Annotated in this window: 23 protein-coding genes and 1 tRNA gene; 8 read left to right on the top strand and 16 right to left on the bottom strand. The window is 66.0% G+C overall.

All coding sequences use genetic code 11. The features are described from left to right. Positions 1–19: 19 nt before the first annotated feature. The 4 genes from dcd to AC5RWX_RS16260 form a co-directional block, all read right to left on the bottom strand. Positions 20–601: a dCTP deaminase gene (gene dcd, locus AC5RWX_RS16245; protein WP_127512972.1), complete on the bottom strand. Its 582-nt coding sequence runs from the start codon at positions 599–601 to the stop codon at positions 20–22. A 204-nt stretch (positions 602–805) separates the two neighbouring features. Further along, positions 806–1675, bottom strand: coding sequence for a tryptophan 2,3-dioxygenase (locus AC5RWX_RS16250; RefSeq protein ID WP_493939198.1), 870 nt, complete (start codon positions 1673–1675; stop codon positions 806–808). An 80-nt stretch (positions 1676–1755) separates the two neighbouring features. Beyond that, positions 1756–2373, bottom strand: coding sequence for a DinB family protein (locus AC5RWX_RS16255; RefSeq protein WP_493939199.1), 618 nt, complete (start codon positions 2371–2373; stop codon positions 1756–1758). Positions 2374–2418: 45 nt separating this feature from the next. Beyond that, on the bottom strand, positions 2419–3246 hold the full coding sequence (locus tag AC5RWX_RS16260; RefSeq protein ID WP_493939200.1) for a DUF1684 domain-containing protein: 828 nt from the start codon (positions 3244–3246) through the stop codon (positions 2419–2421). Between the two features lie 221 nt (positions 3247–3467). Here AC5RWX_RS16260 and AC5RWX_RS16265 point away from each other — a divergent pair, with 221 nt between their 5' ends. The 5 genes from AC5RWX_RS16265 to AC5RWX_RS16285 all read left to right on the top strand — a co-directional run bounded on the left by AC5RWX_RS16265 (position 3468) and on the right by AC5RWX_RS16285 (position 8046). Continuing rightward, positions 3468–4787, top strand: coding sequence for an extracellular solute-binding protein (locus tag AC5RWX_RS16265; RefSeq protein WP_493944957.1), 1320 nt, complete (start codon positions 3468–3470; stop codon positions 4785–4787). Beyond that, positions 4784–5761: a carbohydrate ABC transporter permease gene (locus AC5RWX_RS16270; RefSeq protein WP_493939202.1), complete on the top strand. Its 978-nt coding sequence runs from the start codon at positions 4784–4786 to the stop codon at positions 5759–5761. Before AC5RWX_RS16265 ends, AC5RWX_RS16270 begins: the two co-directional genes overlap by 4 nt. Continuing rightward, the gene (locus AC5RWX_RS16275; RefSeq protein ID WP_493939203.1) at positions 5761–6603 is read left to right on the top strand and encodes a carbohydrate ABC transporter permease; all 843 of its coding nucleotides are present in this window, start codon (positions 5761–5763) and stop codon (positions 6601–6603) included. Before AC5RWX_RS16270 ends, AC5RWX_RS16275 begins: the two co-directional genes overlap by 1 nt. A 24-nt stretch (positions 6604–6627) precedes the next feature. Then, positions 6628–7896: an ABC transporter ATP-binding protein gene (locus AC5RWX_RS16280; protein WP_493939204.1), complete on the top strand. Its 1269-nt coding sequence runs from the start codon at positions 6628–6630 to the stop codon at positions 7894–7896. A 76-nt stretch (positions 7897–7972) separates the two neighbouring features. Then, a tRNA-Gly gene (locus AC5RWX_RS16285) sits at positions 7973–8046 on the top strand. A gap of 43 nt (positions 8047–8089) precedes the next feature. Here the strand turns inward: AC5RWX_RS16285 and AC5RWX_RS16290 are convergent. Next, entirely contained in the window at positions 8090–9016 is a 927-nt protein-coding gene (locus tag AC5RWX_RS16290; RefSeq protein WP_493944958.1) for a hypothetical protein, read from the bottom strand. Positions 9017–9143: 127 nt separating this feature from the next. Here AC5RWX_RS16290 and panD point away from each other — a divergent pair, with 127 nt between their 5' ends. Then, positions 9144–9557, top strand: coding sequence for an aspartate 1-decarboxylase (gene panD / locus AC5RWX_RS16295; protein WP_493939206.1), 414 nt, complete (start codon positions 9144–9146; stop codon positions 9555–9557). A gap of 35 nt (positions 9558–9592) precedes the next feature. On the opposite strand, the gene AC5RWX_RS16300 is transcribed toward panD, so the two are convergent. Next, positions 9593–10072 carry a nucleoside deaminase gene (locus tag AC5RWX_RS16300; protein ID WP_493939207.1) on the bottom strand — a complete coding sequence of 160 codons (480 nt, stop codon included), beginning with the start codon at positions 10070–10072 and terminating at the stop codon, positions 9593–9595. Positions 10073–10142: 70 nt separating this feature from the next. Here AC5RWX_RS16300 and AC5RWX_RS16305 point away from each other — a divergent pair, with 70 nt between their 5' ends. Beyond that, the gene (locus AC5RWX_RS16305) at positions 10143–11861 is read left to right on the top strand and encodes a helicase HerA-like domain-containing protein (RefSeq protein ID WP_493939208.1); all 1719 of its coding nucleotides are present in this window, start codon (positions 10143–10145) and stop codon (positions 11859–11861) included. Between the two features lie 82 nt (positions 11862–11943). Further along, positions 11944–12930 (top strand): hypothetical protein, encoded by a 987-nt coding sequence (locus tag AC5RWX_RS16310; protein WP_494097612.1) that lies wholly within the window; start codon positions 11944–11946, stop codon positions 12928–12930. An 81-nt stretch (positions 12931–13011) separates the two neighbouring features. Here the strand turns inward: AC5RWX_RS16310 and AC5RWX_RS16315 are convergent, their stop codons facing one another. The 10 genes from AC5RWX_RS16315 to AC5RWX_RS16360 all read right to left on the bottom strand — a co-directional run bounded on the left by AC5RWX_RS16315 (position 13012) and on the right by AC5RWX_RS16360 (position 21828). After that, positions 13012–15051: an NHL domain-containing thioredoxin family protein gene (locus AC5RWX_RS16315; protein WP_493939210.1), complete on the bottom strand. Its 2040-nt coding sequence runs from the start codon at positions 15049–15051 to the stop codon at positions 13012–13014. Then, a complete protein-coding gene (locus tag AC5RWX_RS16320) occupies positions 15048–17249 on the bottom strand; it encodes a bifunctional copper resistance protein CopD/cytochrome c oxidase assembly protein (RefSeq protein WP_493939211.1) in 2202 nt (733 codons plus the stop codon). The genes AC5RWX_RS16315 and AC5RWX_RS16320 overlap by 4 nt, the downstream gene beginning before the upstream one ends. Beyond that, on the bottom strand, positions 17242–17895 hold the full coding sequence (locus tag AC5RWX_RS16325; protein ID WP_493939212.1) for a copper resistance CopC family protein: 654 nt from the start codon (positions 17893–17895) through the stop codon (positions 17242–17244). Before AC5RWX_RS16325 ends, AC5RWX_RS16320 begins: the two co-directional genes overlap by 8 nt. 34 nt (positions 17896–17929) lie before the next feature. Beyond that, complete coding sequence (locus tag AC5RWX_RS16330; RefSeq protein WP_493939213.1) at positions 17930–18538, bottom strand: hypothetical protein; 609 nt, start codon at positions 18536–18538, stop codon at positions 17930–17932. A 150-nt stretch (positions 18539–18688) separates the two neighbouring features. Then, positions 18689–18973: an HU family DNA-binding protein gene (locus AC5RWX_RS16335; protein WP_127512987.1), complete on the bottom strand. Its 285-nt coding sequence runs from the start codon at positions 18971–18973 to the stop codon at positions 18689–18691. 394 nt (positions 18974–19367) lie between these two features. Continuing rightward, positions 19368–19673: a 30S ribosomal protein S14 gene (rpsN, locus tag AC5RWX_RS16340; protein WP_493939214.1), complete on the bottom strand. Its 306-nt coding sequence runs from the start codon at positions 19671–19673 to the stop codon at positions 19368–19370. A 2-nt stretch (positions 19674–19675) separates the two neighbouring features. Next, entirely contained in the window at positions 19676–19843 is a 168-nt protein-coding gene (gene rpmG, locus AC5RWX_RS16345) for a 50S ribosomal protein L33 (RefSeq protein ID WP_127512989.1), read from the bottom strand. After that, the gene (gene rpmB, locus AC5RWX_RS16350; RefSeq protein WP_136785732.1) at positions 19843–20079 is read right to left on the bottom strand and encodes a 50S ribosomal protein L28; all 237 of its coding nucleotides are present in this window, start codon (positions 20077–20079) and stop codon (positions 19843–19845) included. The genes rpmG and rpmB overlap by 1 nt, the downstream gene beginning before the upstream one ends. Positions 20080–20478: 399 nt before the next feature. Next, positions 20479–20970, bottom strand: a complete 492-nt coding sequence (locus AC5RWX_RS16355; protein WP_493939215.1) for a MarR family winged helix-turn-helix transcriptional regulator — start codon at positions 20968–20970, stop codon at positions 20479–20481. Positions 20971–21078: 108 nt separating this feature from the next. After that, complete coding sequence (locus tag AC5RWX_RS16360; protein ID WP_493939216.1) at positions 21079–21828, bottom strand: VIT1/CCC1 transporter family protein; 750 nt, start codon at positions 21826–21828, stop codon at positions 21079–21081. Positions 21829–21923 lie beyond the last annotated feature (95 nt).

Genomic DNA, 21923 nt, shown 5'->3' on the forward strand with positions numbered 1-21923 from the left:
CGGGCTGCAGCCTGCCGGATCAGCGTTCGATGACCGTGCGGTGGAAATTCTGGTAGCTGCGCGATGCGGTGGGGCCGCGCTGGCCCTGGTAGCGGTTGCCGTATTCGCCGGAACCGTATGGGTGCTCGGCCGGCGACGACAGCCGGAAGAAGCACAACTGGCCGATCTTGGAGCCCGGCCAGAGCTTGATCGGCAGCGTCGCCATGTTGGAGAGCTCAAGCGTCACGTGTCCGGAAAAACCGGGATCGATGAATCCTGCCGTCGAGTGGGTCAGCAGGCCGAGCCGTCCCAGCGAGGACTTGCCCTCCAGCCGGGCGGCGATGTCGTCGGGCAGTGTCACCGTCTCGTACGTGGAGCCGAGGACAAATTCGCCCGGATGCAGGATGAGTGGCTCTTCCGGGTCCACCTCCACCAACCGGGTGAGCTCGGGCTGCTCCAGCTGCGGGTCGATGTGTGCGTACTTGTGGTTGTCGAACAGCCGGAAGAACCGGTCAAGCCGCACGTCCACGCTCGAGGGCTGGATCATGTCCGGCTGGAACGGATCAAGAATGATGCGTTCGGAGTCCACTTCGGCACGAATATCACGGTCGGAGATCAGCACACTCTAAAAATACACGGGACCAGCCCCCTCCCCTGCCGCATGACGCGGCCGTCAGCCTGGAGCTTCCGTGCTTCACCCCCTGTCCCGAACCGCGTCGGGGTGCGACCATGGAATCAGTCGGGCCGCGCAACGTGTGTTGGCGGCCACCAGGCCGCTGCTGGCGGGGGAACGAACGGCCTCCGCCGGCAGCCCTCCCGCACCGCCTTAGTCGACCGGTCCAGCTTGGCCGATCTCCGTGCGCACCGCATAGAGCTCGGGGAAGAACGTGAGCTCCAGCGCCCGGCGGAGGAAACCAACGCCGGAAGACCCGCCGGTGCCGCGCTTCATGCCGATGGTCCGCTCCACTGTTTTCAGGTGCCGGAAGCGCCAGAGCTGGAAGTTGTCTTCCAGGTCCACCAGTTCCTCGCAGGCCTCGTAGACGTCCCAGTTTTGCCCGGCGTTCTCGTAGACGGATGTGAAGGTTTCCACGAGTTCCGGGTTGAAGACGTGCGCCTCGGTCACATCCCGGTCCAGCAGTTCCGGCGGGACCCGGTAGCCGTGCCGGTGCAGATAAGCCAAGAACTCGTCGTACACACTGCTCTGATTGAGCAGTTCAGCGAGCAAGGCTTGTGCGGCCGGATCATTCGAGAAGACGTCCAGCATGCCCTTGTTCTTGTTGCCCAGCATGAACTCCACGGCACGGTACTGGTAAGACTGAAAGCCCGACGACGATCCCAGCGACCCGCGGAACTCCGCGTATTCGGACGGCGTGAGCGTTGCCAGTACCGACCATTGCTCGGTCAGCGAGCGCTGGATGTGCTTGATCCGCGCGATGCCCTTCATCGCGAAGCGCAGGTCGTCGTCGCGCAGTTTCTGCCGTACCGTGCGCAACTCATGCAGCACCAGTTTCAGCCACAGCTCGGAGGTCTGGTGCTGGATGATGAACAGAAGTTCGTCGTGGTGCTCCGGACGGCTCACCGGGTGCTGGGCAGAGAGCAACTGGTCCAGGGACAGGTAGGAGCCATAGCTCATCTTGTCCGAAAAATCGGTCTCGATATGGTCTTCGAGCCGGCGGGTGTTCTTGTCTACGGTCATAGCGGCTTCCGTCGGTTCCCCTGCATCCTCGCAGGACTGCTACCAGCCTACGGCCCCCGCCCCGCTCCCGCCCGCCGGACTCATCCGCGGACCGTCGAGTCCCACCGCCACTTCTGTCCGCGGGTTTCGGGGGTCCTGCCGCTGGCCCTCAGCAGGTCCTGCCAGACATCGCCCGTCCGCTCCGCCGCCGGGAAAATCCGGTCCATCGCCCGCGCGATCACCCCGTCGTCCGGACGGTAGTCGATCCCCTGGGCAGCGAGGATATCGAAGCCGTGCAGCACGGCTTCGGCCACACCCATGGCTGCAAAACCGGACGCGTCCGAGATTCCCGCCGGGTGGTAGCCCCGGTGCCCTGCCGGCGCAGTGGCGGTGACGGCATACAGCAGGCCGGCCGCGGCATCGAAGCAGCTGACGATTCCGGCAGTCCCCGTGGCCGGATCGGGCCAAAACAAGATGTCCGGCCCGCCTGACCGCCAAGCCGGCGGATCCACCAGCGCCACGTAGTCGTCCTGTGGCGGCTGGCGGCCGGACAATTGCATCGCGTAGAACGCGAAGTCGTCCATGAGGTGCGCGGCTGTTTCGCGACAGTCCCACGCCAGCTCCAGCGCCGGCTTGCGCCAGGCATCGTCCGGCAATTCGCTGAAGCGGCCGGTCAGGTCGTCTGTGATGATGCGGAAGTCGTCCGCTGTCGGTCCCATTCGACGATCCTCCCCCAGACCGGCGTTGGGCGCCATCGTGGGAAGTCAGCGCGCCCGGCGTTCACCGGCTTCCACCGGGGCTGTTATGACGTTGCCGTCAACCGGCATCGGGCAGGTGCCGAAGTCGGTGAAAGCGCTGGGAAAATTCGTGGCGCGGTTGAAATCGATCAGCACGGTTCCGTCGGGCCCGGGACGGCGTGTGGCGACGGAACGCCAACCCGCCGTGGTGTCGCCGTTGGTGGCGTCATGGAAGTTCAGCGACAACGCACCCAGTTTTTCCGGTTCGGCCACCAGGGTGTGCCGGGAGCCGTCCAGCTCGAAGCTGACCGTGCCCACCGCGGTGATGGCGCCGGGAACGTCTGGGTTCGATGTGGTGATGTGCAGGGTCCGCGGTTGGTCGTATTCGTCGAATCGGCCGGTCACCACCAGGTCCGGGTTGTAATCGAAGACCGGGACAGCCTTGAAGTCCGCATGTACCGGTGAGTTATTGTCCCGCGTCCGGACCGCATAGCGGTCGCCGCGCGCGGCGAGTTCGACGGCGATGCTGCCGCGGCGCACCCACAGCAGCGATTCCTCATTGCCCAAGGTGGCCGTAAAAGTCCCCACCGCCGGCTCGCCGGTCTCCATGAAGTACAAGCCGTCGTCGGCGTTGGCTGTCAGGGTGGCGTGTCCGCCGGCAGATGCCGGCCCTGTGGCACTCCACAGGCCCGTGACCTGGTCCAGCGGTGCTGGCTCGGCGGGCAACCACTGCAGCGAGGTCAGGGTCAGCCAGCCGTAATCGACGGCCAAGGCCTGATTCCGGTTATCCCGGAAGCGCAGCCAGCTTTCCCGCCGCCGGGCGTCATTGGCTGCATTCCCGCGTGAATTCCCCATGTTCGCCTTCCCCTCACACTGCGCCCGCAGATGCCGGACGGTATGCGGCACAACACCCCATCCTGCTCGCCGTATTCCCACCGCTGGCCGGTCCCGCGCCTGCGCGAACCATGGCGCATTTGCCTGCAGGAGAATACGCTCTACTCCTACGAGGCTGCGTGGCACATACAAGCGACAGAAGCCGGGCAGCCGGAGCTCAACCAGAACGTGGAGGCTAGTTGATGCCCAGAGACGGAGACCGGCCGCGCAACCGGCGCGCTACAGCTGGAATCGGAGCAGCCGTGGTGCTGGCGCTGGGAGCCACGCTGCTGGCTGGTTGCAGCGCCGACGAGGGCCCTCCCACCCTGACCTGGTACATCAACCCGGACGCCGGCGGTCAGGCAGCGATTGCCGAAAAGTGCACCCAGGCCGCCGGCGGCGAGTACCGGATCGAGACCTCGTTGTTGCCCAATGACGCCGCATCGCAACGGGAGCAGCTGGCCCGGCGGCTGGCAGCCGGCGACTCGTCGCTGGACATTATGAGCCTTGATCCACCCTTCATCCCCGAACTGGCGGAGCCGGGATTCCTGGCTCCTGTCCCGGAGACGGTCGCGCAGCGCACCACGCAGAACGTCGTGGAGGGGGCTCTCACCGGGGCCACGTGGAAAGACAAACTCGTAGCCGTTCCGTTCTGGGCCAACACGCAACTGCTCTGGTACCGGAAGTCGGTGGCCAAGGCGGCGGGACTGGACATGACGAAACCGGTCACCTGGCAACAACTGATCGAGGCCGCTTCCAAGGAAGACAAGTTCCTGGGCGTGCAGGGCCAGCGCGGCGAATCCATGACCGTCTGGCTGAATGCCTTGGTCGAATCGGCCGGTGGCCACATTCTGGAGAACCCCGAGGCGAAGGCCGACCAGATTCAATTGGGTCTGGCCAGCAAGGCCGGCAAGGAAGCCGCCCAGGTCATCTCCACCATCGGCAAGGACGGCCTGGGCGGGCCCGGGCTGCCCACCCAGGACGAGAACAATTCGATGATCCTGTTCCAAGGCGACAAAGGCTCGTTCATGGTCAACTGGCCGTTCGTCTGGCCGGCGACCAACGCCGCGGTGGAGGATGGCTCCCTGGATCCATCGGTGCTCAAGGACATCGGTTGGGCGCTCTACCCGCGGATGACGGAAGGCGAGCAATCTGCGCCGCCGCTCGGCGGCATCAACCTGGGCGTGGGGGCGGCCAGCGAACACCCCGATCTGGCCTATGCGGCCATCGAGTGCATCGTCTCCCCGGAGAACCAGGCTGAGTACTTCATTACCAATGGCAACCCGCCCTCGAACACCGAGGCTTATAACGATCCGCGGATCAAGGAAGCCTTCCCGATGGCCGACACCATCCGCGAGTCCTTGGAACTGGCGGCGCCGCGTCCGCAGACGGTCTTCTACAACGAGGTTTCCACCAGCCTGCAGCAGAATTTCGCCCCGCCGGATCAGGTGGATCCCTCCATCACGCCGCAGGAGACGTCTGACTTCATTGTTTCCGTCCTACGGGGGGAGAACCTGCTGTGAGCACCACGACCGAAACGCCCACTCTCCCGGACGGCGAAACCGGGCGGGCCAGCAAGCGCCGCGCCGTCCAGCAGTACAGTGAGCGTGCCAAAGCGGAGCGCCGGCTGGGCTGGTGGCTGGCAGGCCCGGCCTTTGTCATCATGCTGGCCGTCACGGCCTACCCGATCCTGCAAGCAGTGTTCGACTCGCTGTTCAGCTACCGGCTCACCGCCCCCGACGAACGCGCATTCGTCGGACTGGGCAACTACGGCGTGGTCCTGACGGACGTGGTCTGGTGGCGGGACCTCGGGGTGACGCTGCTGATCATGGTGGTGACCGTCGTCGTGGAACTCATTCTGGGTTTCGCACTGGCGCTGGTGATGCACAAGGCGCTCAAGGCAGTGCGCGGCTGGCTGCGCACCGCCATCTTGGTCCCGTACGGGATCATCACCGTGGTCTCCGCGTTTGCTTGGTTTTACATGTTCGATATTAACTCCGGCTTCGTCAACACCTGGTTTAACTGGGTGCCCGGAATCAGCCCTGACCTCAACTGGTTCGCCGGGACGTGGACGTCCTTGGCAGTGATCATGGCCAGCGAAATCTGGAAGACCACCCCGTTCATTTCGCTGCTGCTGCTGGCCGGCCTGGCGCAGGTGCCCGATGAGCTGACCGAAGCCGCGGAAGTGGACGGCGCGACGTGGTGGCAGCGGATGCGCCGGGTGGTCCTGCCGAACATGAAGGCTGCGATCATGGTGGCCGTGCTGTTCCGGGCGCTCGATGCGTTCCGAATATTCGACAACGTCTTCATCATGACCAACGGCGCGTTCAACACCGAGGTGCTCTCGCTCCTTGCCTACCGGACATCCATTGGGCGCTTGGAAATCGGCCTCGGCTCCGCGGTGTCCGTGCTGTTGTTCGTCTGCGTGCTGCTGATCTGTTTCATCGCCATCAAACTGTTCAAAGTGGACCTTGCCGGCCAGAGAGGAGGTAGGTGATGAGAGCATCACGGACCAAGGAGCGGGTTACCTGGATTATTATTTCCGTACTGGTGCTGCTCTACGCACTGTTCCCGGTGGCGTCCATCATGGCTACCTCGTTCAAACTCCCCAGTGACCTGACCACAGGCAAGTTCCTGCCCACCACCTGGACGGGAACCAACTATGAACAAATCCTGGTCGGCACAGCGCAGGAGTTGTTCCTGAGCTCCTTGTGGAACTCCATCGGCATCGCGCTGATCGCAACATTCATCGCCGTCGTCCTGGCCACGCTCTGCGCCTACGCCATTGCCCGGCTGGATTTCCCCGGCAAGAAGGTCATCCTCACCACCGCGTTGGCAGTCTCCATCTTCCCGGTAATCTCAATCGTCACCCCTCTGTTCAACCTGTGGCGGAGCATCGGGCTGTACGACACCTGGCCGGGCTTGATCATCCCCTACCTGTCGCTGACCCTGCCCATCTCCATCTGGACGCTGGCGGCGTTCTTCCGCCAGATCCCGTGGGAACTGGAACAAGCCGCGCAGGTGGACGGCGCCACCACGTGGCAGGCGTTCCGCAAGGCGATCGTGCCGCTGGCCGCCCCGGGGGTCTTCACGACGGCGATCATCGCCTTCTTCATCGCCTGGAACGACTTCGTCTACGGCATCTCGCTGACCTCCACCGAGGCCGCACGGACAGTCCCTGCTGCGTTGGCCTTTTTCACCGGCGCTTCCCAGTTCGAGTCCCCGGTCGGCGCGATCTCCGCGGCCGCCATCATCGTCACCATTCCCATTGTGCTGCTGGTCCTGCTGTTCCAGCGCCAAATCGTCTCCGGCCTGACCCAAGGCGCCGTCAAGGGCTAGGCCCGCGGCAGGAAAGGACATCCCATGGCATCGATCACGTTGCAAAACCTCGTCAAGCAGTATGGCGACGGCTTCCCCGCAGTCAACGACGTCAGCATCGACATCGAGGACGGCGAATTCATCATCCTGGTGGGCCCCTCCGGCTGCGGCAAATCAACCTTGCTGCGCATGATCGTGGGGCTCGAGGACATCACCTCGGGTGACCTGCTGATCGACGGCAAGCGCGTCAACGAGAAGGCGCCCCGGGACCGGAACCTGGCCATGGTCTTCCAGAACTACGCCCTCTACCCGCACCTGACCGTGTTTGAGAACATCGCCTTCCCGCTGAGGTTGGCCAAGGGCAAGCACACCGAGGACGAAATCCGGAAGCTCGTTACGGACGCCGCCAAGACCCTGGAGCTGACCGACCACCTGGAGCGCAAACCGGGCAATCTCTCCGGCGGCCAGCGGCAGCGCGTGGCCATGGGGCGGGCGATCGTCCGGCAAGCCGATGCCTTCTTGTTCGACGAACCGCTGTCCAACCTGGACGCGAAGCTGCGCGGCCAGATGCGGTCCGAAATCTCCCAGATGCAACGCCGGCTCGGTGTCACCAGCGTCTACGTCACGCACGACCAGACCGAGGCCATGACCCTGGGTGACCGGGTGGCCGTACTGAAGAAGGGGGTGCTGCAGCAGATTGCTTCCCCGCGTGAACTGTACGAGCAGCCGGTCAATCTGTTCGTGGCGGGCTTTATCGGATCTCCGTCGATGAATTTCCTGCCGGCCACCGTGGAGGGCAACGTCCTCAGGACCCCCATCGGAAATGTTCCGGTCACCGAGGACAAGGCCAGAGCCGCCGCGGGCAAGAAAATAGTTCTGGTGGGCCTGCGGCCGGAATTCTTCGAAGATGCTTCGCTGGTGGAAGAGCACAAGAAGGACATGGGTTCCACGTTCACGGCCGAACTGACCCACACCGAGTGGCTCGGCAACGAACAGTACGGCTACATCGATTTCGACCCGGATCCGGAGGTCCGCGACCTGCTGAATTCGCTGGCCAGGGACATGGACGCGGACGAATTGCGGCCGCAGATCGTGGTGACGCTGGACGCCGCAAGCCGGATCCGCGGCGGGCGCTCGGCCGAACTTTGGCTGGACACCCGCAAGATGCACCTGTTCGATCCTGAAACCGGGGAAAACCTGACTCGTGATGCCGAAGCCGGGGCCGCTCTGACCCAAGAAGCCAACGCTGCCCGGGCCGAAGAAATCAGCGAAGCCCGCGAGCGCGAAGCCGCCACGGCGGGCCAGCCGGTCTGAATTCCGGCTCCTCGCTGACCTGGGGTAAACTCGGTTTCATTGTTTGACCGGATCCGGCTTCCACGCCGGATCCTGTGCGGGCGTAGCTCAATGGTAGAGCGCTAGCTTCCCAAGCTCGATACGCGGGTTCGATTCCCGTCGCCCGCTCCACGAGCACCCCGGCCCCTGGGCCGGGGTGCTCCTCTTTGCCCTGCTACTCGTCGATGTCCTCGTCGGGTTCGAAGCCGGATCGGTCAACTGCCCGGTGGTAGCGCATGCCGGCGGCGCCACCTAAAAGGGCCCCGGCCAGACTGGCCAACAACACTACTGCCAGTGTGATCAGCGCCGGGAAGGTCAGCTCCTGGAGGGGCCGCTCAACGACAGGCACGACCGGCCCGGTCAGCAAGCGGAAGCCGCCGACGGTCAGACCGATCAGTCCCGCCACGACCGACATCACAATGCCCCAAAGCCATACCACCAGTCCCTGCCTGATGCCGTCGAACCGCGCCATCCGGCCCGCCACATAGCCGCCGCCGAAATAGGCCAGCAAGACGATGCCGGCAAGCGCTACCGCCGCGGCGATGGCTGTCGCACCGTTGCTTTCCATCATGTTGTCCACCCAGCCGCGCACTTCGGTCTCATTGGCCATCCCGAAGGCGGCGGCGACACCGACAACCGCCGACGCGATCAGCACCACCAAGGCCGATGCGGTCAGCCAGCCGAAGAAGGCCGAGCCCAACCTGATCCCGCCATAGGCATTGTGTTCCCGCAGGTACAGTGACTCCGCATCGAGGGCGGCTTCAGGCCGATAGGCGCTGGTGTCGCTGTAGGTCCGTTCTGCGGCGATCGGCCGGTCCTCGTCCGGGTCCATGAACTGCGCGCGGGCATCCGGGTCCAGGCTGTCCGCGGTGGGCGGGCGGTCGAAAGCAGTCGTGGGCGGGGGCTCAAGGTCCGCGGCGGGTACTGCCTGGGTGGGCGCAGGAGCTGTTGGGGTGGCAGCAGGCATGGCCTGCGTGGGCGGGGCTGCTGCCTCCGTAGGCGCCGGCCCAGGCTCCAAAGGCTCCCCGGCTCCTGCCGGAGCATCGGCGGCCGGCCGCGGACCGCCGTCGTCGTACCGATTCTTGCCGATATCCGAACTCATGGACGCCTCCCGCTTCGATGGATCACATCGCCGCCTGCCGGTGGCTCCACCCTAGTCGCGGCGCTTCTGGCAGACCAGAAGCGGATCCGTTTCACCGGTTGCCTACGGGAGACTAAACTAGGACCCGATGATGCGCAAAATGTTCAAGTCCAAGATCCACCGTGCGACGGTGACGCACGCCGATCTGCATTACGTCGGGTCCGTGACCGTGGACCTTGACCTGCTGGACGCTGCCGATATCCTGCCCGGCGAGCTGGTGTCCATCGTGGATGTCACCAACGGCGCCCGGCTGGAGACCTACACCATCGCCGGTGAACGCGGTTCAGGCGTCGTCGGCATCAACGGGGCGGCCGCGCACCTGATGCATGTAGGCGACCTGGTCATCCTGATCACCTACGCGGACATGACCGACGCCGAGGCGCGGTCCTTCGTTCCCTCCGTGGTGCACGTGGACGCGGGCAACAAGATCGTTGAACTGGGCTCCGACCCGGCGGAGTCCGTGGACGACGAGCTGATGCGCCCGCCGTACGCGGTGAAGTAGCCTCCCCGCGTAGAGGTCCCGGCCGGCGGTCCCGTTCAGCGCCGGTGGAACTGCTGGTGCAGCCCGCGGACCTCGTCCGCGAGCTCCGCTGACGGACCGCCGACCTCGATCCCCGGGGCCACCATCTGGATCGGCAACGCGGCCACCGGTGCCGGCCCGATGCCCCATTCCGCCAACCAGCCGCCCAGCTGTTCCGACGACGCGGCATAGATGATCCGGCCCAGTCCTACCCAGCCGTGCGCCGCCGAACACATCGGACAGTGCTCGCCGGAGGTGTAAACGGTCGCGGTGAGGCGTTCCCCGGGGGCGAGGTTGCTGGCCGCCCAGCGGGCAATCGCGAACTCCGGATGCCGGGTCTGGTCCCCATCCTTGACCCGGTTGCGGTCCTCGAACAACACGTTGCCGCCGGCATCGACCAGCACCGAGCCGAACGGTTCGTCGCCGTCGTCCAACGCTTCACGTGCCAGTTCCACGCAGCGGCGCAGATGCCTGAGGTCCTCTGGTGCCAGTTCCATGCGCTGATTATGGCAGAGACCGACGCAGCCGGCTCTTTGGCTGACACCCTGCGTGGTCTACGCTTCTGCCATGGTGCGGACTCCGGCAGAACATACGGCAGTAATCCGGCAGGGCTACAGCTTTGACGGGCCGGCCATCCATCTGGGCGCGGCACTGGTGGACGGCCAGGTGCAGCCGGAGGCAGCGGTCCGGCTGCCGCTGTCCATGATGAACCGGCACGGCTTGATCTCCGGCGCCACGGGCACCGGCAAGACGATCACGCTTCAGGTCATCGCCGAACAGCTTTCGGCGCACGGTGTCCCCGTGTTCCTGGCGGATATCAAGGGCGACCTGACCGGCCTTTCCACCCCGTCCGCGGGGAGCGCCAAGCTCGCCGCGCGGACGGCAGCCGTCGGGCAGGACTGGAAGCCGGCTGCCTATCCGGTGGAGTATTTCTCGCTGGGCGGTGACGGCACCGGTGTCTCCGTCCGCGCCCGGATCTCCGACTTCGGCCCGCTGCTGCTGTCCCGAGTGATGGAACTGAACGAGACGCAGGAATCCAGCCTGCAGCTGGTCTTCTACTATGCGGACCAGAACGATCTGGAACTCTACAATCTGGCCGACCTGCGCGCCGTCATCCAGTTCCTGGTCTCCGACGAGGGCAAAGAGGCCCTCGAGAACCTGGGTGGTCTCTCCAAGGCCACTGCCGGAGTGATCCTGCGCGAACTGGTGTCCCTGGAGGCCCAAGGCATGGGCACGTTCTTCGGCGAGACCGAGTTCGACACCGCTGATCTGCTGCGCACCGCCGCCGACGGCCGCGGCATCATCTCCTGCCTGGAGCTGTCCGCGCTGCAGCAGCGGCCACTGCTGTTCTCCACCTTCATGATGTGGCTGATCGCCGACCTATTCGAGGAATTACCGGAGGTGGGGGACGCGGAACAGCCCAAGCTGGTGTTCTTTTTGGACGAGGCGCATCTGCTCTTCCGCGACGCGTCCAAAGCGTTCCTGCAATCCATCGCCACCACGGTGCGGCTGATCCGCTCCAAGGGCGTCGGCATCTTCTTTGTGACCCAGACGCCGCGCGACGTTCCGGCCGACGTGCTGGGCCAACTGGCCAACCGCGTGCAGCACGCGCTCCGCGCCTTCACTCCCGAGGACGCCAAGGCACTGAAGTCCACCGTCTCCACCTTCCCGGTCAGCGACTACGACCTGGAGGAAGTGCTGACCAGCGCGGGGATCGGCGAAGCGGTCGTAACGGTGATGAACGAGCAAGGCGCCCCCACCCCGGTGGCCTGGACCCGGCTCTGCTCCCCCGGCTCCACCATGGGCCCCTCCCCGGCTGCCACCGTGCAGGCCATTGTGGACGGCTCCTCGTTGATGCCGGTCTACGGGCCAGTGGTGGACAGCCGCTCGGCGTTCGAGAAACTCACCGGCGCTCCGGTTCCCGCCGCCTCCACGTCCGGCAGCTCGGGGTCGGGCAAGGCCAGCACGACGGCGGACGGCCCGCAGACGCAGCCAACCGCGCCACCGACCCCGGAAGACATCGACGCCGAGGCCCGCCGGATCGAAGAAACCATCTTAGGCCGCCCGTCCACCCGTCCCGCCAGGCCTGCCCCACCGGCTCCGGACAGCCCGCCCCCGCGGCAGCCCGAGCCGCGCAGAACGCCGCCACCCCGGACGGAAGCGCCGCCGCAGGGCAGCGCAGACAACGACGCCGTCAAGGATTTTGCCTTGCAAACCGTCTCGGTCCTGGGGCGGGAACTGGTGCGAGGACTGTTCGGAACCAGGCGGCGGCGCCGGCGCTGGTAGCAGCCGCACCGCCGTCGCCAACGCTGCAACCTGCCTCTTGCCGATCCGGGGGAACGTTCCGCCAGCGGGTAACGTAGGTATGGTGGGAAATTCGAAAGTACTGAGGACCGTGGCCACGTGGCTGCTGTGCCTGATGCTTGCCGTGGCCGCTGCCGCGCTGACTATTGTGCTGGTCAATGCATTCGTGTTCAGCCCGCAGCACCAGGTCAAGGCCTACTTCAACGCCTTGAAAGACGGCGACGGCGGGACCGCGCTCGGTCTGCTGCACGCCACCGTGCCCGACGCCAACGCCGCCATGCTCGACGGCGCCGCGCTCAAGGCCTCGGTGGACACGCTGGCCAACCTGGAAATCCAGGACCCGGTTCCGGCGGGCGACAACAGGGTGGACCAGACGGTCAGCTACACGGTTGACGGCGTCGCCCACAGCACCACCTTCGCCTTGGAGAAGACCGGCACCACGTGGCTGTTTTTCAACCAGTGGTCGTTCGTGCCCAGCACACTGCCCACCATCAGCGTGGACGTGGTCAATGAAAACGAAGCCTCGCTGAACGGCACCCGGGTAGCCCTGCCGGACGGCAAGAATTCCTTCGCCGTGTTCTACCCCGGCAGCTTCGAGGCCCACTACGCCAGCGACTACTTCGCCGCACCGGTGGCCGAGTCCGTACTGACCGGCCCGCAGAACGCCCAAGACGCCCGGCTTTCGCTGGCGACCGCCGCCACGCCCAAGCTGCTGGACGACCTGAGCGGCCAGGTCAACGCATTCCTTGACTCGTGTGCGGAGCAGCGCGTGCTGCAGCCCTCCGGCTGTCCGTTCAGCGCCTCCATGGACCGGGTCCAGGACAACACCATCGACTGGTCGATCGTGAAGTATCCCGAGGTCAAGGTGGAACCGTTCAAGGGCAGCTGGGTACTAAACCCGCTGAGCGGAGTGGCGAAGCTGAACGTGGTGGAGATCGACTTGTTCACCGGCGCGTCTGTGGAACGCGAACTGGAGCAAAGGTTCCGTTTCACCGGCCAGCTGTCCGTCAATGACAAGAATGTGACCCTCACCCCCGTGGTGGAGTACTAAGAGCCCGGCCCACCACAGAAACAACGGAGGCGGACAGGATTCTCTGTCCGCCTCCGTTGTCTGGTGGGGTGCGCGGCCGGTTTAGTCCAGCCCGCGCAGGTCCAGCGTCAGCTCCCCGGTTCCCGAGCCGATGACTACCGGGATGCCCCAGTCCTGCTGGTACAGGTGGCAGGCGGCGTGGTCGGGGATCTCGCCGCCGGGCTCGCCGTCGCACGCCGCCGCCCGGGCGGTGATGTGCAGGACGCCCTCGGTGACTTCGTCGGACAGCACCAGTTCGCGCAGCAGGCCCACCGAGGTGCCGCCGCCGGAAACCAGCAGGTTCTCCGGTGAGGAAGAAATCTTCAACTGGGTGGGATCGCCCCAGCGGTCGTCCAGCTTCTGGCCCTTGGGGGCGGCGAAGCGGACGGTCAGCGCCAGCGGACCGGCCGACACCTCGGTCTTGGGCCGCTGCGTCTGCGAGGCGCCCTCGTCCACGGTCAGCGCTTCCTTGGGGATGGGCAGCCGGATGAGCTGGTGCTTGTTCGCCTCAACCACCAGCAGCAGCGGTTCGCCGCCATCAGCCACGGCCGAAGTATCCAGCAGCACATCGGACGGCTCGGCCAGCCCCCGCGCCAGCGTGGAGACGGTCTCGGTGGCAGGATCGTAGCGGCGCACCGCCCCGTTGTAGGTGTCGGCCACTGCTACGGAGCCGTCCGGCAGGACCGCCACACCCAGAGGATGCTGCAGCCGCGCCTCGGCGGCGGCGCCGTCGCGGAAGCCAAAATCGAAGAGGCCGGCGCCGATGGCGGTGGACACCTGCACCCGGTTTTCGCCGTTGACGTCCACGAAGGAGATCTTGCGCAGCGCCGACGTTTCCGAATCCGCAACCCAGATGTTGCCGGCCGCGTCACCGGCGAGGCCGGAGGACTGGGCAAACCACGCCACGGTCGCGTCGCCGTCCTGCAGGCCTTCCAGCCCGGTACCGGCCAAAATGGCCACTTGGCCGGAGACCGGGTCCAAAGTGAAGATCTGGTGCACGCCGGCCATCGCGATCACCACAGCGTTCAGCTGCTCCGACCAGTAGACATCCCAGGGCGAACTGAGCGAGACAGCCAGCGGGTCGGCTGCCAGCTGGGCCCAGCTGGCAGCGATGGCTTCGGCAAGCTCTTCTTCCAGTGCGTCGCCGGCCGGGGCCTCGTCCGCGACGGATCCGGGACCCGCCTGCGCCAACCCCGGAGCAGTCCGCTGCGTGTCCGCATCCAGCAGGCGCTGCACCCCGTTGCCTGCCACAGTGGTCACCTCGCCGGTGGCCAGCGACAGACCGCGCAGCCGATGGTTCACCGAGTCTGCAACCACGACGTCGTAGCCCGCCTGAGAGCGGATTTCCTCCGGCAGCAGGGCCAGGCCTTGGGGTTCGTTGAACTTCGCCTCGCCGGCAGCTCCGTCCTGCCAGCCCTTCTCGCCGGAGCCGTAGGTCGCGAGCACCGTGGACAGGTCAGCCGCCAGCTCCACCAGCCGGTGGTGTCCGGTGTCGGTTACCAGGAAGGATCCGCCCTCGGATCCCACGCCGTCCGGCAGCGGTATGACCTTGCCGGGGAAGCGCAGGTCGCCGGCGGTGGTCTCCGCGGGAACGTAGGGGCCATCGCCGCGGTGCAGCGTGCCCTTGGCCTCGTGCTCGGCCACCAGTTCCTTGATCAGCGAATCCAGGCCACCGGCGTGGCCTTCGCCGGACAGGTGCGCCACGATGTAGCCCTCCGGGTCAATCACCACCAGCGTCGGCCACGCCCGTGCGGCGTAGGCCTGCCAGGTGTCGAGCTCCGGGTCGTCCAGCACCGGATGCTGGATCTCGTAGCGCTCCACGGCCGCGGCCAGCGCCACCGGGTCGGCCTCATGCTCGAATTTGGGCGAGTGCACACCGACCGTGACCAGCACGTCCTTGTACTTCGCTTCCAGCGGCCGCAGCTCGTCCAGCACGTGCAGGCAGTTAATGCAGCAAAAAGTCCAAAAATCCAACAGCACGATTTTGCCGCGCAGGTCTTCCAGTCCCAGCTGTTTGCCGCCGGTGTTGAGCCAGTTGCGGCCCACAAGATCGGAGCCACGGACCCGGTAGCTCGTGCGGATGGTCTCGGCTGCCTCAGTCATCTGGATTCTCCTTGGCTCCGGCCGGCGTTATCCGGGTCCGGAGCGGGCTGCTGCCCGTTGGTGGTTTTCGGTACGTGCTGGTTGCCGGCTGGCGCGCGGTGACCGGCGGCCGGCCTGACGGCCCCGGGCGGGACAATGCGTGCGTCCTGCCGGGCCATCTCGGCAAACATATCGTTATAAGCCGCCAGCTCGGCGTCGTTATTCCTCTCGGCTGAACGATCTTTACGCTTTGTTTCCCGGGCATCCGAGCGCGACCACCTGATCGCCACTCCGACCGCGACGCAGAGGGTGGGGATTTCGCCGACGCCCCACATGATGGCGCCGCCGACTTGCTGGTCCTCCATGGCCGACAGGCCCCAGTCCCGGCCCATGCTGCCGAACCAGGAGGCCTGGATCAAGGCGGTCGAGCTGGTCAGGGCCACGCCGAAGAAGGCGTGGAAGGCCATGGTGGCGAAAAGGATCAACAACCGCATGGGGTACGGGGCCCGCCGCGGCAGCGGGTCCTGGCCGATCATCGTGAGGATGAACAGATAGCCGGTCAGCAGGAAGTGCAGGTTCATCAGTTCGTGGCCGGTGTGTTCGTCCAAGGCAAACCGGAACAGCGGAGAGTAGTAGAAGATGATGATCGAACCGGCAAAGTTCGCGGCGGCAAAGAGCGGGTGGGTGACGATCTGCGAGTATTTCGACTGCACCAGCCAGAGGATCCATTCACGCGGGCCCATGCTCCCGTCCCGTCGGGGCGGCAGTGCCTTCAGCGCCAGCGTGATCGGCGAGCCCAGAACCAGGAACAGCGGCACCACCATGGTCAGCGCCATGTGGTCGAGCATGTGCACGCTGAAGAGCACCATCCCGTAGACGGCCGGGGCCCCGGAGGTGACGTATGTGAGCGCCAGCAAGCCCACTATCCAGCTGACGGTCCGTGCCACCGGCCAGCGGTCGCCGCGGCGGTGCAGCCTGACGGCGCCCACAAGGTAGGCAATTCCGGCAACCAAGGCGAACGTGACCCACAGCCAGTCCCAGCGCCAGACCGTCAGCCAGCTCCCGCTGACCAGTTCGGGCGGAAGGTCGTAGCCGGTCAGAATGCGCGCCGGGGAGGCGTCCACCGGCAGCTCTTCCGGCGTGGGCGGCGCCGTGCGCGCCAAGGCCGTGGCAATCCCGAACACCGCTGCCATGATCAGCAGTTCCACCGTGATGAGCTGCCACAGGACCCGCTTGCCGGACCTGGTGCCCAACTCGGGGATGATCCACTGCCGGTGCATCAAACCGATCGCCCCCAGCAGCAGCGTGGCGAGGGCCTTGATCACCACCAGCACACCGTAAGGGCTGGAGAGCTGGTCCAGCGAAGTGATCCGGATCGACGCGTTGATGATGCCGGAGAAGAAAACCAGGAAAAAGCTGATCAGCGCCAGCGAGGAGTAGCGGCGCAGCACTTGGCCGGTGATGTCCTTGGTGCCCAGCGTTCCGGAAATGACCGCAAGCACAATGATGCCGCCCACCCACAGGCAGGCGCCCAGCAGGTGCAGGCCGATCGAGTTGACCGCTCCGTAGTGGTCGTCGCCGCCGGCGGAGTGCCCGATCAGGGCCATCGGCAGCAGTCCGCCGATCGTGGCCAGCGCGAGCGTCATGCCCAGCCCCGGAAGCGAGCGGATCCCTAAGATGAGCGTGGCCACGATGGCGGCCACGATGGTGATGGAAAGCCACGCCTGGCCGGTGCCGATATCCGTCATGAATCCCACGAATCCGGCGGTGTAGCTGGCATCCCCGCTGACCGGCAGGCCGGCGATGTCGGAGAAGCTGAAGACCAGTACGGCCATCGCGGCCAGCGTCCAGACCACTGCCGCGACCGCGGCCAGCCTCAGCGCGGCCGTGAATGCCGGGTGCTCTGGCCCGTCGTCGCCCTTGCCGGGCCTGCGGTTGGGACGCAACTGCTTGGGCAGGATCCCGACGGCGAACAGCAGCGAGGCGATCACCGCAGCCAGTGCCGTGTTGTTTGCTGCCTTGGCCACCGGCAGCGCCCACCGGGTCAGGGCACCGGGATCGGACAGTTGCCGGGCGGCGGCAGCCCCGGAATAGAGCAGGGCGGCAACCAGGGCCAGGACCAGGACAATGGCTCCGGCCAGGACCCATCCCCTGCCGACCCCGTCCGCAGTGATCGCCGCGGCACGCGGTTTAGCTGGTGGAGCCAACCGCTCAGCCACGAGCCTCCTTGCCCCCGCCCCGCTTGCTGAGCACGAAGGCGGCCAAACCAGCGGCGATGGCCAGCGCGCCGGCCCCTAGCGCGACGAAGAGTCCGAGATTGCTGGGACCAGCTTCTTGTCCGGCAGCCGCCGACGCGTTGGCGGCTGTTGTCGCTGCAGGGCTCCCCGCTGCTACCGAGAACTTCAGGGTGCCCTCGATGGGATGGCCGTCACTGGAAACCACCCGCCAACCCAACTGGTAGTCACCGTCCGGCATGCCGTCCCGCAGCGGAATGCTGACCTTGCTGCCGCTCAGCACCGGCGCGCCGGCGGCCCAATCGGTGCCCTCACCGTCCAGCATCTGGGTGGTGGCGCCGATGTCCATCACGTTGGCGCTGAACGTGAGCGTGACTTCTGTCGGCGGAGCGTCCAGGACGGCACCGTTCTCCGGTGTCGAGCCGATCAGTTCGTCGTGGGCCGCGGCGGGGCGGGCCACCGCCAGCGCCAAGGCCAGCCAGAGCAGCATGGCGATCAGGGCAGAGGCGAGCAGCCGGCGGGCCGTGGCTTGCCGCGCAGCGCGGAGGCGTTCCTCCTGGCGCCGCCGGGAGACCGAAGAGTCATCGGTCCTGACGCGGACCGGAGCAGGGATGTTCAAAGGGTGGTTCATCACGTTCTTTCGTCAGGGGGGCGCAGTGCGCGGGTCAGAAAGCGTGACGCAATGGCGGACCGCGGTGCCGCAAGACCAGCAGCGGCACTCCCAAGGCCGCGAAGGGCTGGACCAGCAGCTTCACCGGGGCGGCCAGCCGGGCCCTGGGAATCGGCCGCCAGCTGCTCAATCTGCGGGGAGCAGCCAGGGCCACTGTTCCGGCCAGCGCGGCGGCAGCATGCTCGCCCCGGCGCAGTAGCAGCACGGTGGCTGCAGCAGCAGTCAGATGGGCAGCCAGCATGGCGGGATGCGCCGTGGCCGTCTGGACAGACACTTCGGGGACCAGCGATCCGGCCGGCAGCAGTTCCAAATGATGGCCCGCATGACCGGCGGCCGTCGGGAAATTCGCAGGCGCCGCGTGGCCCAACTGGAACAGCAGGTGGTAGATGGCTTGGCTGATGCCCACCGCGGCCAGCAATCGTGTCCAGGACAGCGACTTGCCGGCCAAGCCGACGCAGACCAACCCGGCGAGGGCCAGCGCCAGGAGCCAGACGGCCGGCGCGGGGACGTGACCACCACCGGCCAGATGCGAGAGCGCGGCGAGGGAGGTGGCCACGGCAGCGCCCAGCCAGCCGCGCAGCAGCCGACCTTCCCGCTGGACCATGCCCTCAGTCCTCCGTCCTGATAAGTCTTCGGATGCGGCGCCGTGCGGCGCACATCCGCCCCTTATTTTACCGCCCGTAGAAGCCAAGGGGTTAAACCGCAGGACCGCCACCGGTTGCCGGTGACGGTCCTGCGGAAGTAAGGGTGAGGACTACTTCTTGGAGACAGCAGCCTTCAGCTTGGAACCAGCGGTCAGCTTGACGCTGTGGCCGGCCGGAATCTGGATGGATTCGCCGGTCTGCGGGTTGCGGCCGGTGCGGGCAGCACGGTCGGTGCGCTCGACTGCCAGCCAGCCCGGGATGGTGATCTTCTCGCCCTTGGAGACGGAGGTTGCGAAGATGTCGAAGACAGCGTCCAGGACACCGTTCACTGCGGTCTGGCTGGTGCCAGCCTTCTCTGCAACAGCTGCAACAAGTTCACTGCGGTTGATAGCCAATTTTTGTCCTCCTGGACTGCTTTGGTTTGTTCAGAGCTTTCGCGGCTGCGGAAAGCTACTGAGCGAAAACTTACCAGCTTGGCCGCCCAGATCCGTCAAAATCCGCGGAATCTGGCGGAATTTTTAGCGAATTACCCGGATTGTGAGCCGATTCTGCCCCCGACGGCTCGCTTTTTCCGCCCTGAGCATATGATGTGCGCCTTCCGCGCGTCGCGCGGGGGGCGCCCTTCCCCGTAACGGCGGGCACCGCCGTCGTCGTTCTGAGGGGTCCCTTCAGGACATGGGCGGGCACGCGGGGAGTGCTGGACGGCGCCTTCCGGGCAGACAGAAGGGCGGCGGTCCCGGACTGGGACCGCCGCCCTTCAAGCAGCTTCATGGTGAAGCCAGCGGGTTTTTACCAGCTGGACTTCTTGATGCCCGGCAGTTCGCCGTTGTGCGCCATGGTACGGAAACGCACGCGGGAGATGCCGAACTTCTGGAGCGTGCCGCGGGGGCGGCCGTCAATCTGGTCGCGGTTGCGGACGCGGACCGGCGAAGCGTTGCGCGGCAGCTTCTGCAGGCCCAGGCGGGCCTCTTCGCGGGCCTCGTCGGTCGCGTTGACGTCGACCAGGGTCTTCTTCAGCTCGGCACGCTTCGCGGCGTAACGCTCGACAACGACCTTGCGCTGCTCATTGCGAGCAATCTTGGACTTCTTGGCCATGTTTAGCGCTCCTCTCGGAATTCAACGTGCTTGCGGATCACCGGGTCGTACTTCTTCAGGACGATGCGGTCCGGGTCGTTACGACGGTTCTTCCGGGTCACGTAGGTGAAGCCGGTGCCAGCGGTGGACTTCAGCTTGATGATCGGACGTACGTCCTTGTCCTTTGCCACTAGAGCTTCACACCCTTCGCGAGGAGCTCGGCGACGACTGCGTCAATGCCGCGGACGTCGATGGTCTTGATGCCGCGGGCCGAAACCTGCAGCGTGACATTGCGGCGCAGGGACGGAACCCAGTAGCGCTTCTTCTGAATGTTCGGGTCGAACCGGCGCTTGTTGCGGCGGTGCGAGTGCGAAATGCTGTGGCCAAAGCCGGGCTCGGCTCCGGTCACCTGGCAGTGTGCTGCCATGATCTCTCCTCCAGTTGTAGTAAATATGACGGACCTGACGCAGAGACGTAAGTAAAGCGGCCTGCGAATCTGCGTGTAAGAGCGCCCGCCACCAGTTGTGACACCGTTATTACTGCGACTTTCCGGAGGTGAACCTGGCGGGGTGAGATCCAGCCGAAGTGCCTCGCCGCGGGGAAGACGGTGAAGTCAGGTGCAGATAAACCACCTCTTCCCGGAGGAAGAACGGCCTATCCGCGATCCTTATTTCTAGGTAAACACGGACGCCACGCAACTCCCGCACCGCCTGCCTGAGCAAGGGGTGCCGACGTTGCGTGACTTAACGCCTTCCCATCTTAGGGGCAGCAGCCGTTTCGATCAAACCAACGACGGCTACCGCCCCCTCGGCGGCGGCGGCGCGCCTCAGGCGTTCAGCCGGGGCTCGCGCAGCACCCAGCTGCTGGGCTCCAACTGCTGCACGATCTTCTTGCCGATCCGCTCCAGGTCCTGCACATCCCGGCGGTCCAGTCCGTCGAAAACCGCTTGGCGCACGGCTTCGACGTGCCCCGGCGCCAGGGACTGGATCGCCTCCATCCCCGGCTCCGTCAGCAGCGCCATGGTGACCCGCGCGTCCTCGGCGCACTGGGCCCGCTCGACCCAGCCGCGGCCCTGGAGCTTCTTGACCACATGCGAGAGCCTGGACAGCGAAGAATAGGTCCGCGAAGCCAGCTCGCTCATCGGCAGCGAACGGTCCGGGGCCTCGGACAGCATGGCCAGGACGTGGTAGTCGAACAGGGTCAGCTTGCCTTCCCGGTACAGCGGGGCGTCAAGCGTGCCCGGCAACAGGGTGGACACCGCCAGCAAAGCCAGCCAGGCCTGGCGTTCTTCGGGGTCGAGCCAGCGTGCAGAAGTCATGCCTCCATTCTGCCACAACACTTGATCCTTCAACCGTTGCTTCCGGGGAGTGGCCGGGGCGGTGGCGGGGCTGCCGCGCCTGTGCAGGCCGCGGCGGGCGCTGCGGGTCTAGACCACCCCGGTGCCACCCAGCCAGGTGCCGATCAGCAGCGTGGCAAGCAGTGCCAGCGCGCCGCCGATAACCACCCGGCAAGCCGCCCGGAAGACCTTCGCGCCGCCCAGCCAGGCGCCGGTCGCCCCGGTGGCGGCCAGCGCCACCAGAACGGCGGCGAAGGTGATAGGGATCCGCAGGTCGGCCGGCGGCAGCAGCATGGCCAACATGGGCAACGCGGCACCGAGGAGGAAGGCTATTGCGGAGGCGAAGGCTGCGTGCCACGGGCTGGCCAGGTCGTCATCCTGCATGTTCAGCTCCGCGTGCAGGTGGGCGGCGAGCGCATCGTGGGCGGTCAACTCCTTGGCCACCTGCATAGCCGTCCCCGGCGTCAGCCCACGGTCTTGGTAGAGCGCGGCCAGCTCTGCAAGCTCTTCCTCGGGTTGTTCCTGCAGTTCCCGTTTCTCCTTGGCGATCAGCGCTTTCTGGCTGTCGCTGGAACTGGAAACGGAGACATACTCGCCCAAGGCCATGGAGACGGCACCGCCGATCACCGCGGCAAGGCCGGCCGCCAGCAGGGCTCCGAAGTCGCTGGTGGCGCCGGCGACACCCACCATGAGCGCGGCAACTGAAACAATCCCGTCGTTCGCGCCGAGAACACCGGCGCGCAGCCAGTTCAGGCGGGCGGCGAGACCGACGACGTCGTGCGGTTCGTCGTCGTGGAACTCCGGTTGGTCCGCTGGCTGGATCCGGGCATCTGCGTCCATGGTCCAAGCCAAGCACTCCGGGCGCCAAGCTTCCAGACAGGACAGCCAACCCTCAGCGGCCGGCCGGGACCTTTGGCCGCCCAGTGTGGCTTTGG

This window comes from Arthrobacter sp. SPT-J7, from assembly GCF_059089965.1.

What these genes read in the sequence shown, in the direction of transcription:
- AC5RWX_RS16250 (WP_493939198.1), bottom strand. Translation starts at nt 1,675, where the DNA reads ATGACCGTAGACAAGAACACCCGCCGGCTCGAAGACCATATCGAGACC.
- AC5RWX_RS16255 (WP_493939199.1), bottom strand. Translation starts at nt 2,373, where the DNA reads ATGGGACCGACAGCGGACGACTTCCGCATCATCACAGACGACCTGACC.
- AC5RWX_RS16260 (WP_493939200.1), bottom strand. Translation starts at nt 3,246, where the DNA reads ATGGGGAATTCACGCGGGAATGCAGCCAATGACGCCCGGCGGCGGGAA.
- AC5RWX_RS16265 (WP_493944957.1), top strand. Translation starts at nt 3,468, where the DNA reads ATGCCCAGAGACGGAGACCGGCCGCGCAACCGGCGCGCTACAGCTGGA.
- AC5RWX_RS16275 (WP_493939203.1), top strand. Translation starts at nt 5,761, where the DNA reads ATGAGAGCATCACGGACCAAGGAGCGGGTTACCTGGATTATTATTTCC.
- AC5RWX_RS16280 (WP_493939204.1), top strand. Translation starts at nt 6,628, where the DNA reads ATGGCATCGATCACGTTGCAAAACCTCGTCAAGCAGTATGGCGACGGC.
- AC5RWX_RS16290 (WP_493944958.1), bottom strand. Translation starts at nt 9,016, where the DNA reads ATGAGTTCGGATATCGGCAAGAATCGGTACGACGACGGCGGTCCGCGG.
- panD (WP_493939206.1), top strand. Translation starts at nt 9,144, where the DNA reads ATGATGCGCAAAATGTTCAAGTCCAAGATCCACCGTGCGACGGTGACG.
- AC5RWX_RS16300 (WP_493939207.1), bottom strand. Translation starts at nt 10,072, where the DNA reads ATGGAACTGGCACCAGAGGACCTCAGGCATCTGCGCCGCTGCGTGGAA.
- AC5RWX_RS16305 (WP_493939208.1), top strand. Translation starts at nt 10,143, where the DNA reads ATGGTGCGGACTCCGGCAGAACATACGGCAGTAATCCGGCAGGGCTAC.
- AC5RWX_RS16315 (WP_493939210.1), bottom strand. Translation starts at nt 15,051, where the DNA reads ATGACTGAGGCAGCCGAGACCATCCGCACGAGCTACCGGGTCCGTGGC.
- AC5RWX_RS16325 (WP_493939212.1), bottom strand. Translation starts at nt 17,895, where the DNA reads ATGAACCACCCTTTGAACATCCCTGCTCCGGTCCGCGTCAGGACCGAT.
- AC5RWX_RS16330 (WP_493939213.1), bottom strand. Translation starts at nt 18,538, where the DNA reads ATGGTCCAGCGGGAAGGTCGGCTGCTGCGCGGCTGGCTGGGCGCTGCC.
- rpsN (WP_493939214.1), bottom strand. Translation starts at nt 19,673, where the DNA reads ATGGCCAAGAAGTCCAAGATTGCTCGCAATGAGCAGCGCAAGGTCGTT.
- rpmB (WP_136785732.1), bottom strand. Translation starts at nt 20,079, where the DNA reads ATGGCAGCACACTGCCAGGTGACCGGAGCCGAGCCCGGCTTTGGCCAC.
- AC5RWX_RS16355 (WP_493939215.1), bottom strand. Translation starts at nt 20,970, where the DNA reads ATGACTTCTGCACGCTGGCTCGACCCCGAAGAACGCCAGGCCTGGCTG.
- AC5RWX_RS16360 (WP_493939216.1), bottom strand. Translation starts at nt 21,828, where the DNA reads ATGGACGCAGATGCCCGGATCCAGCCAGCGGACCAACCGGAGTTCCAC.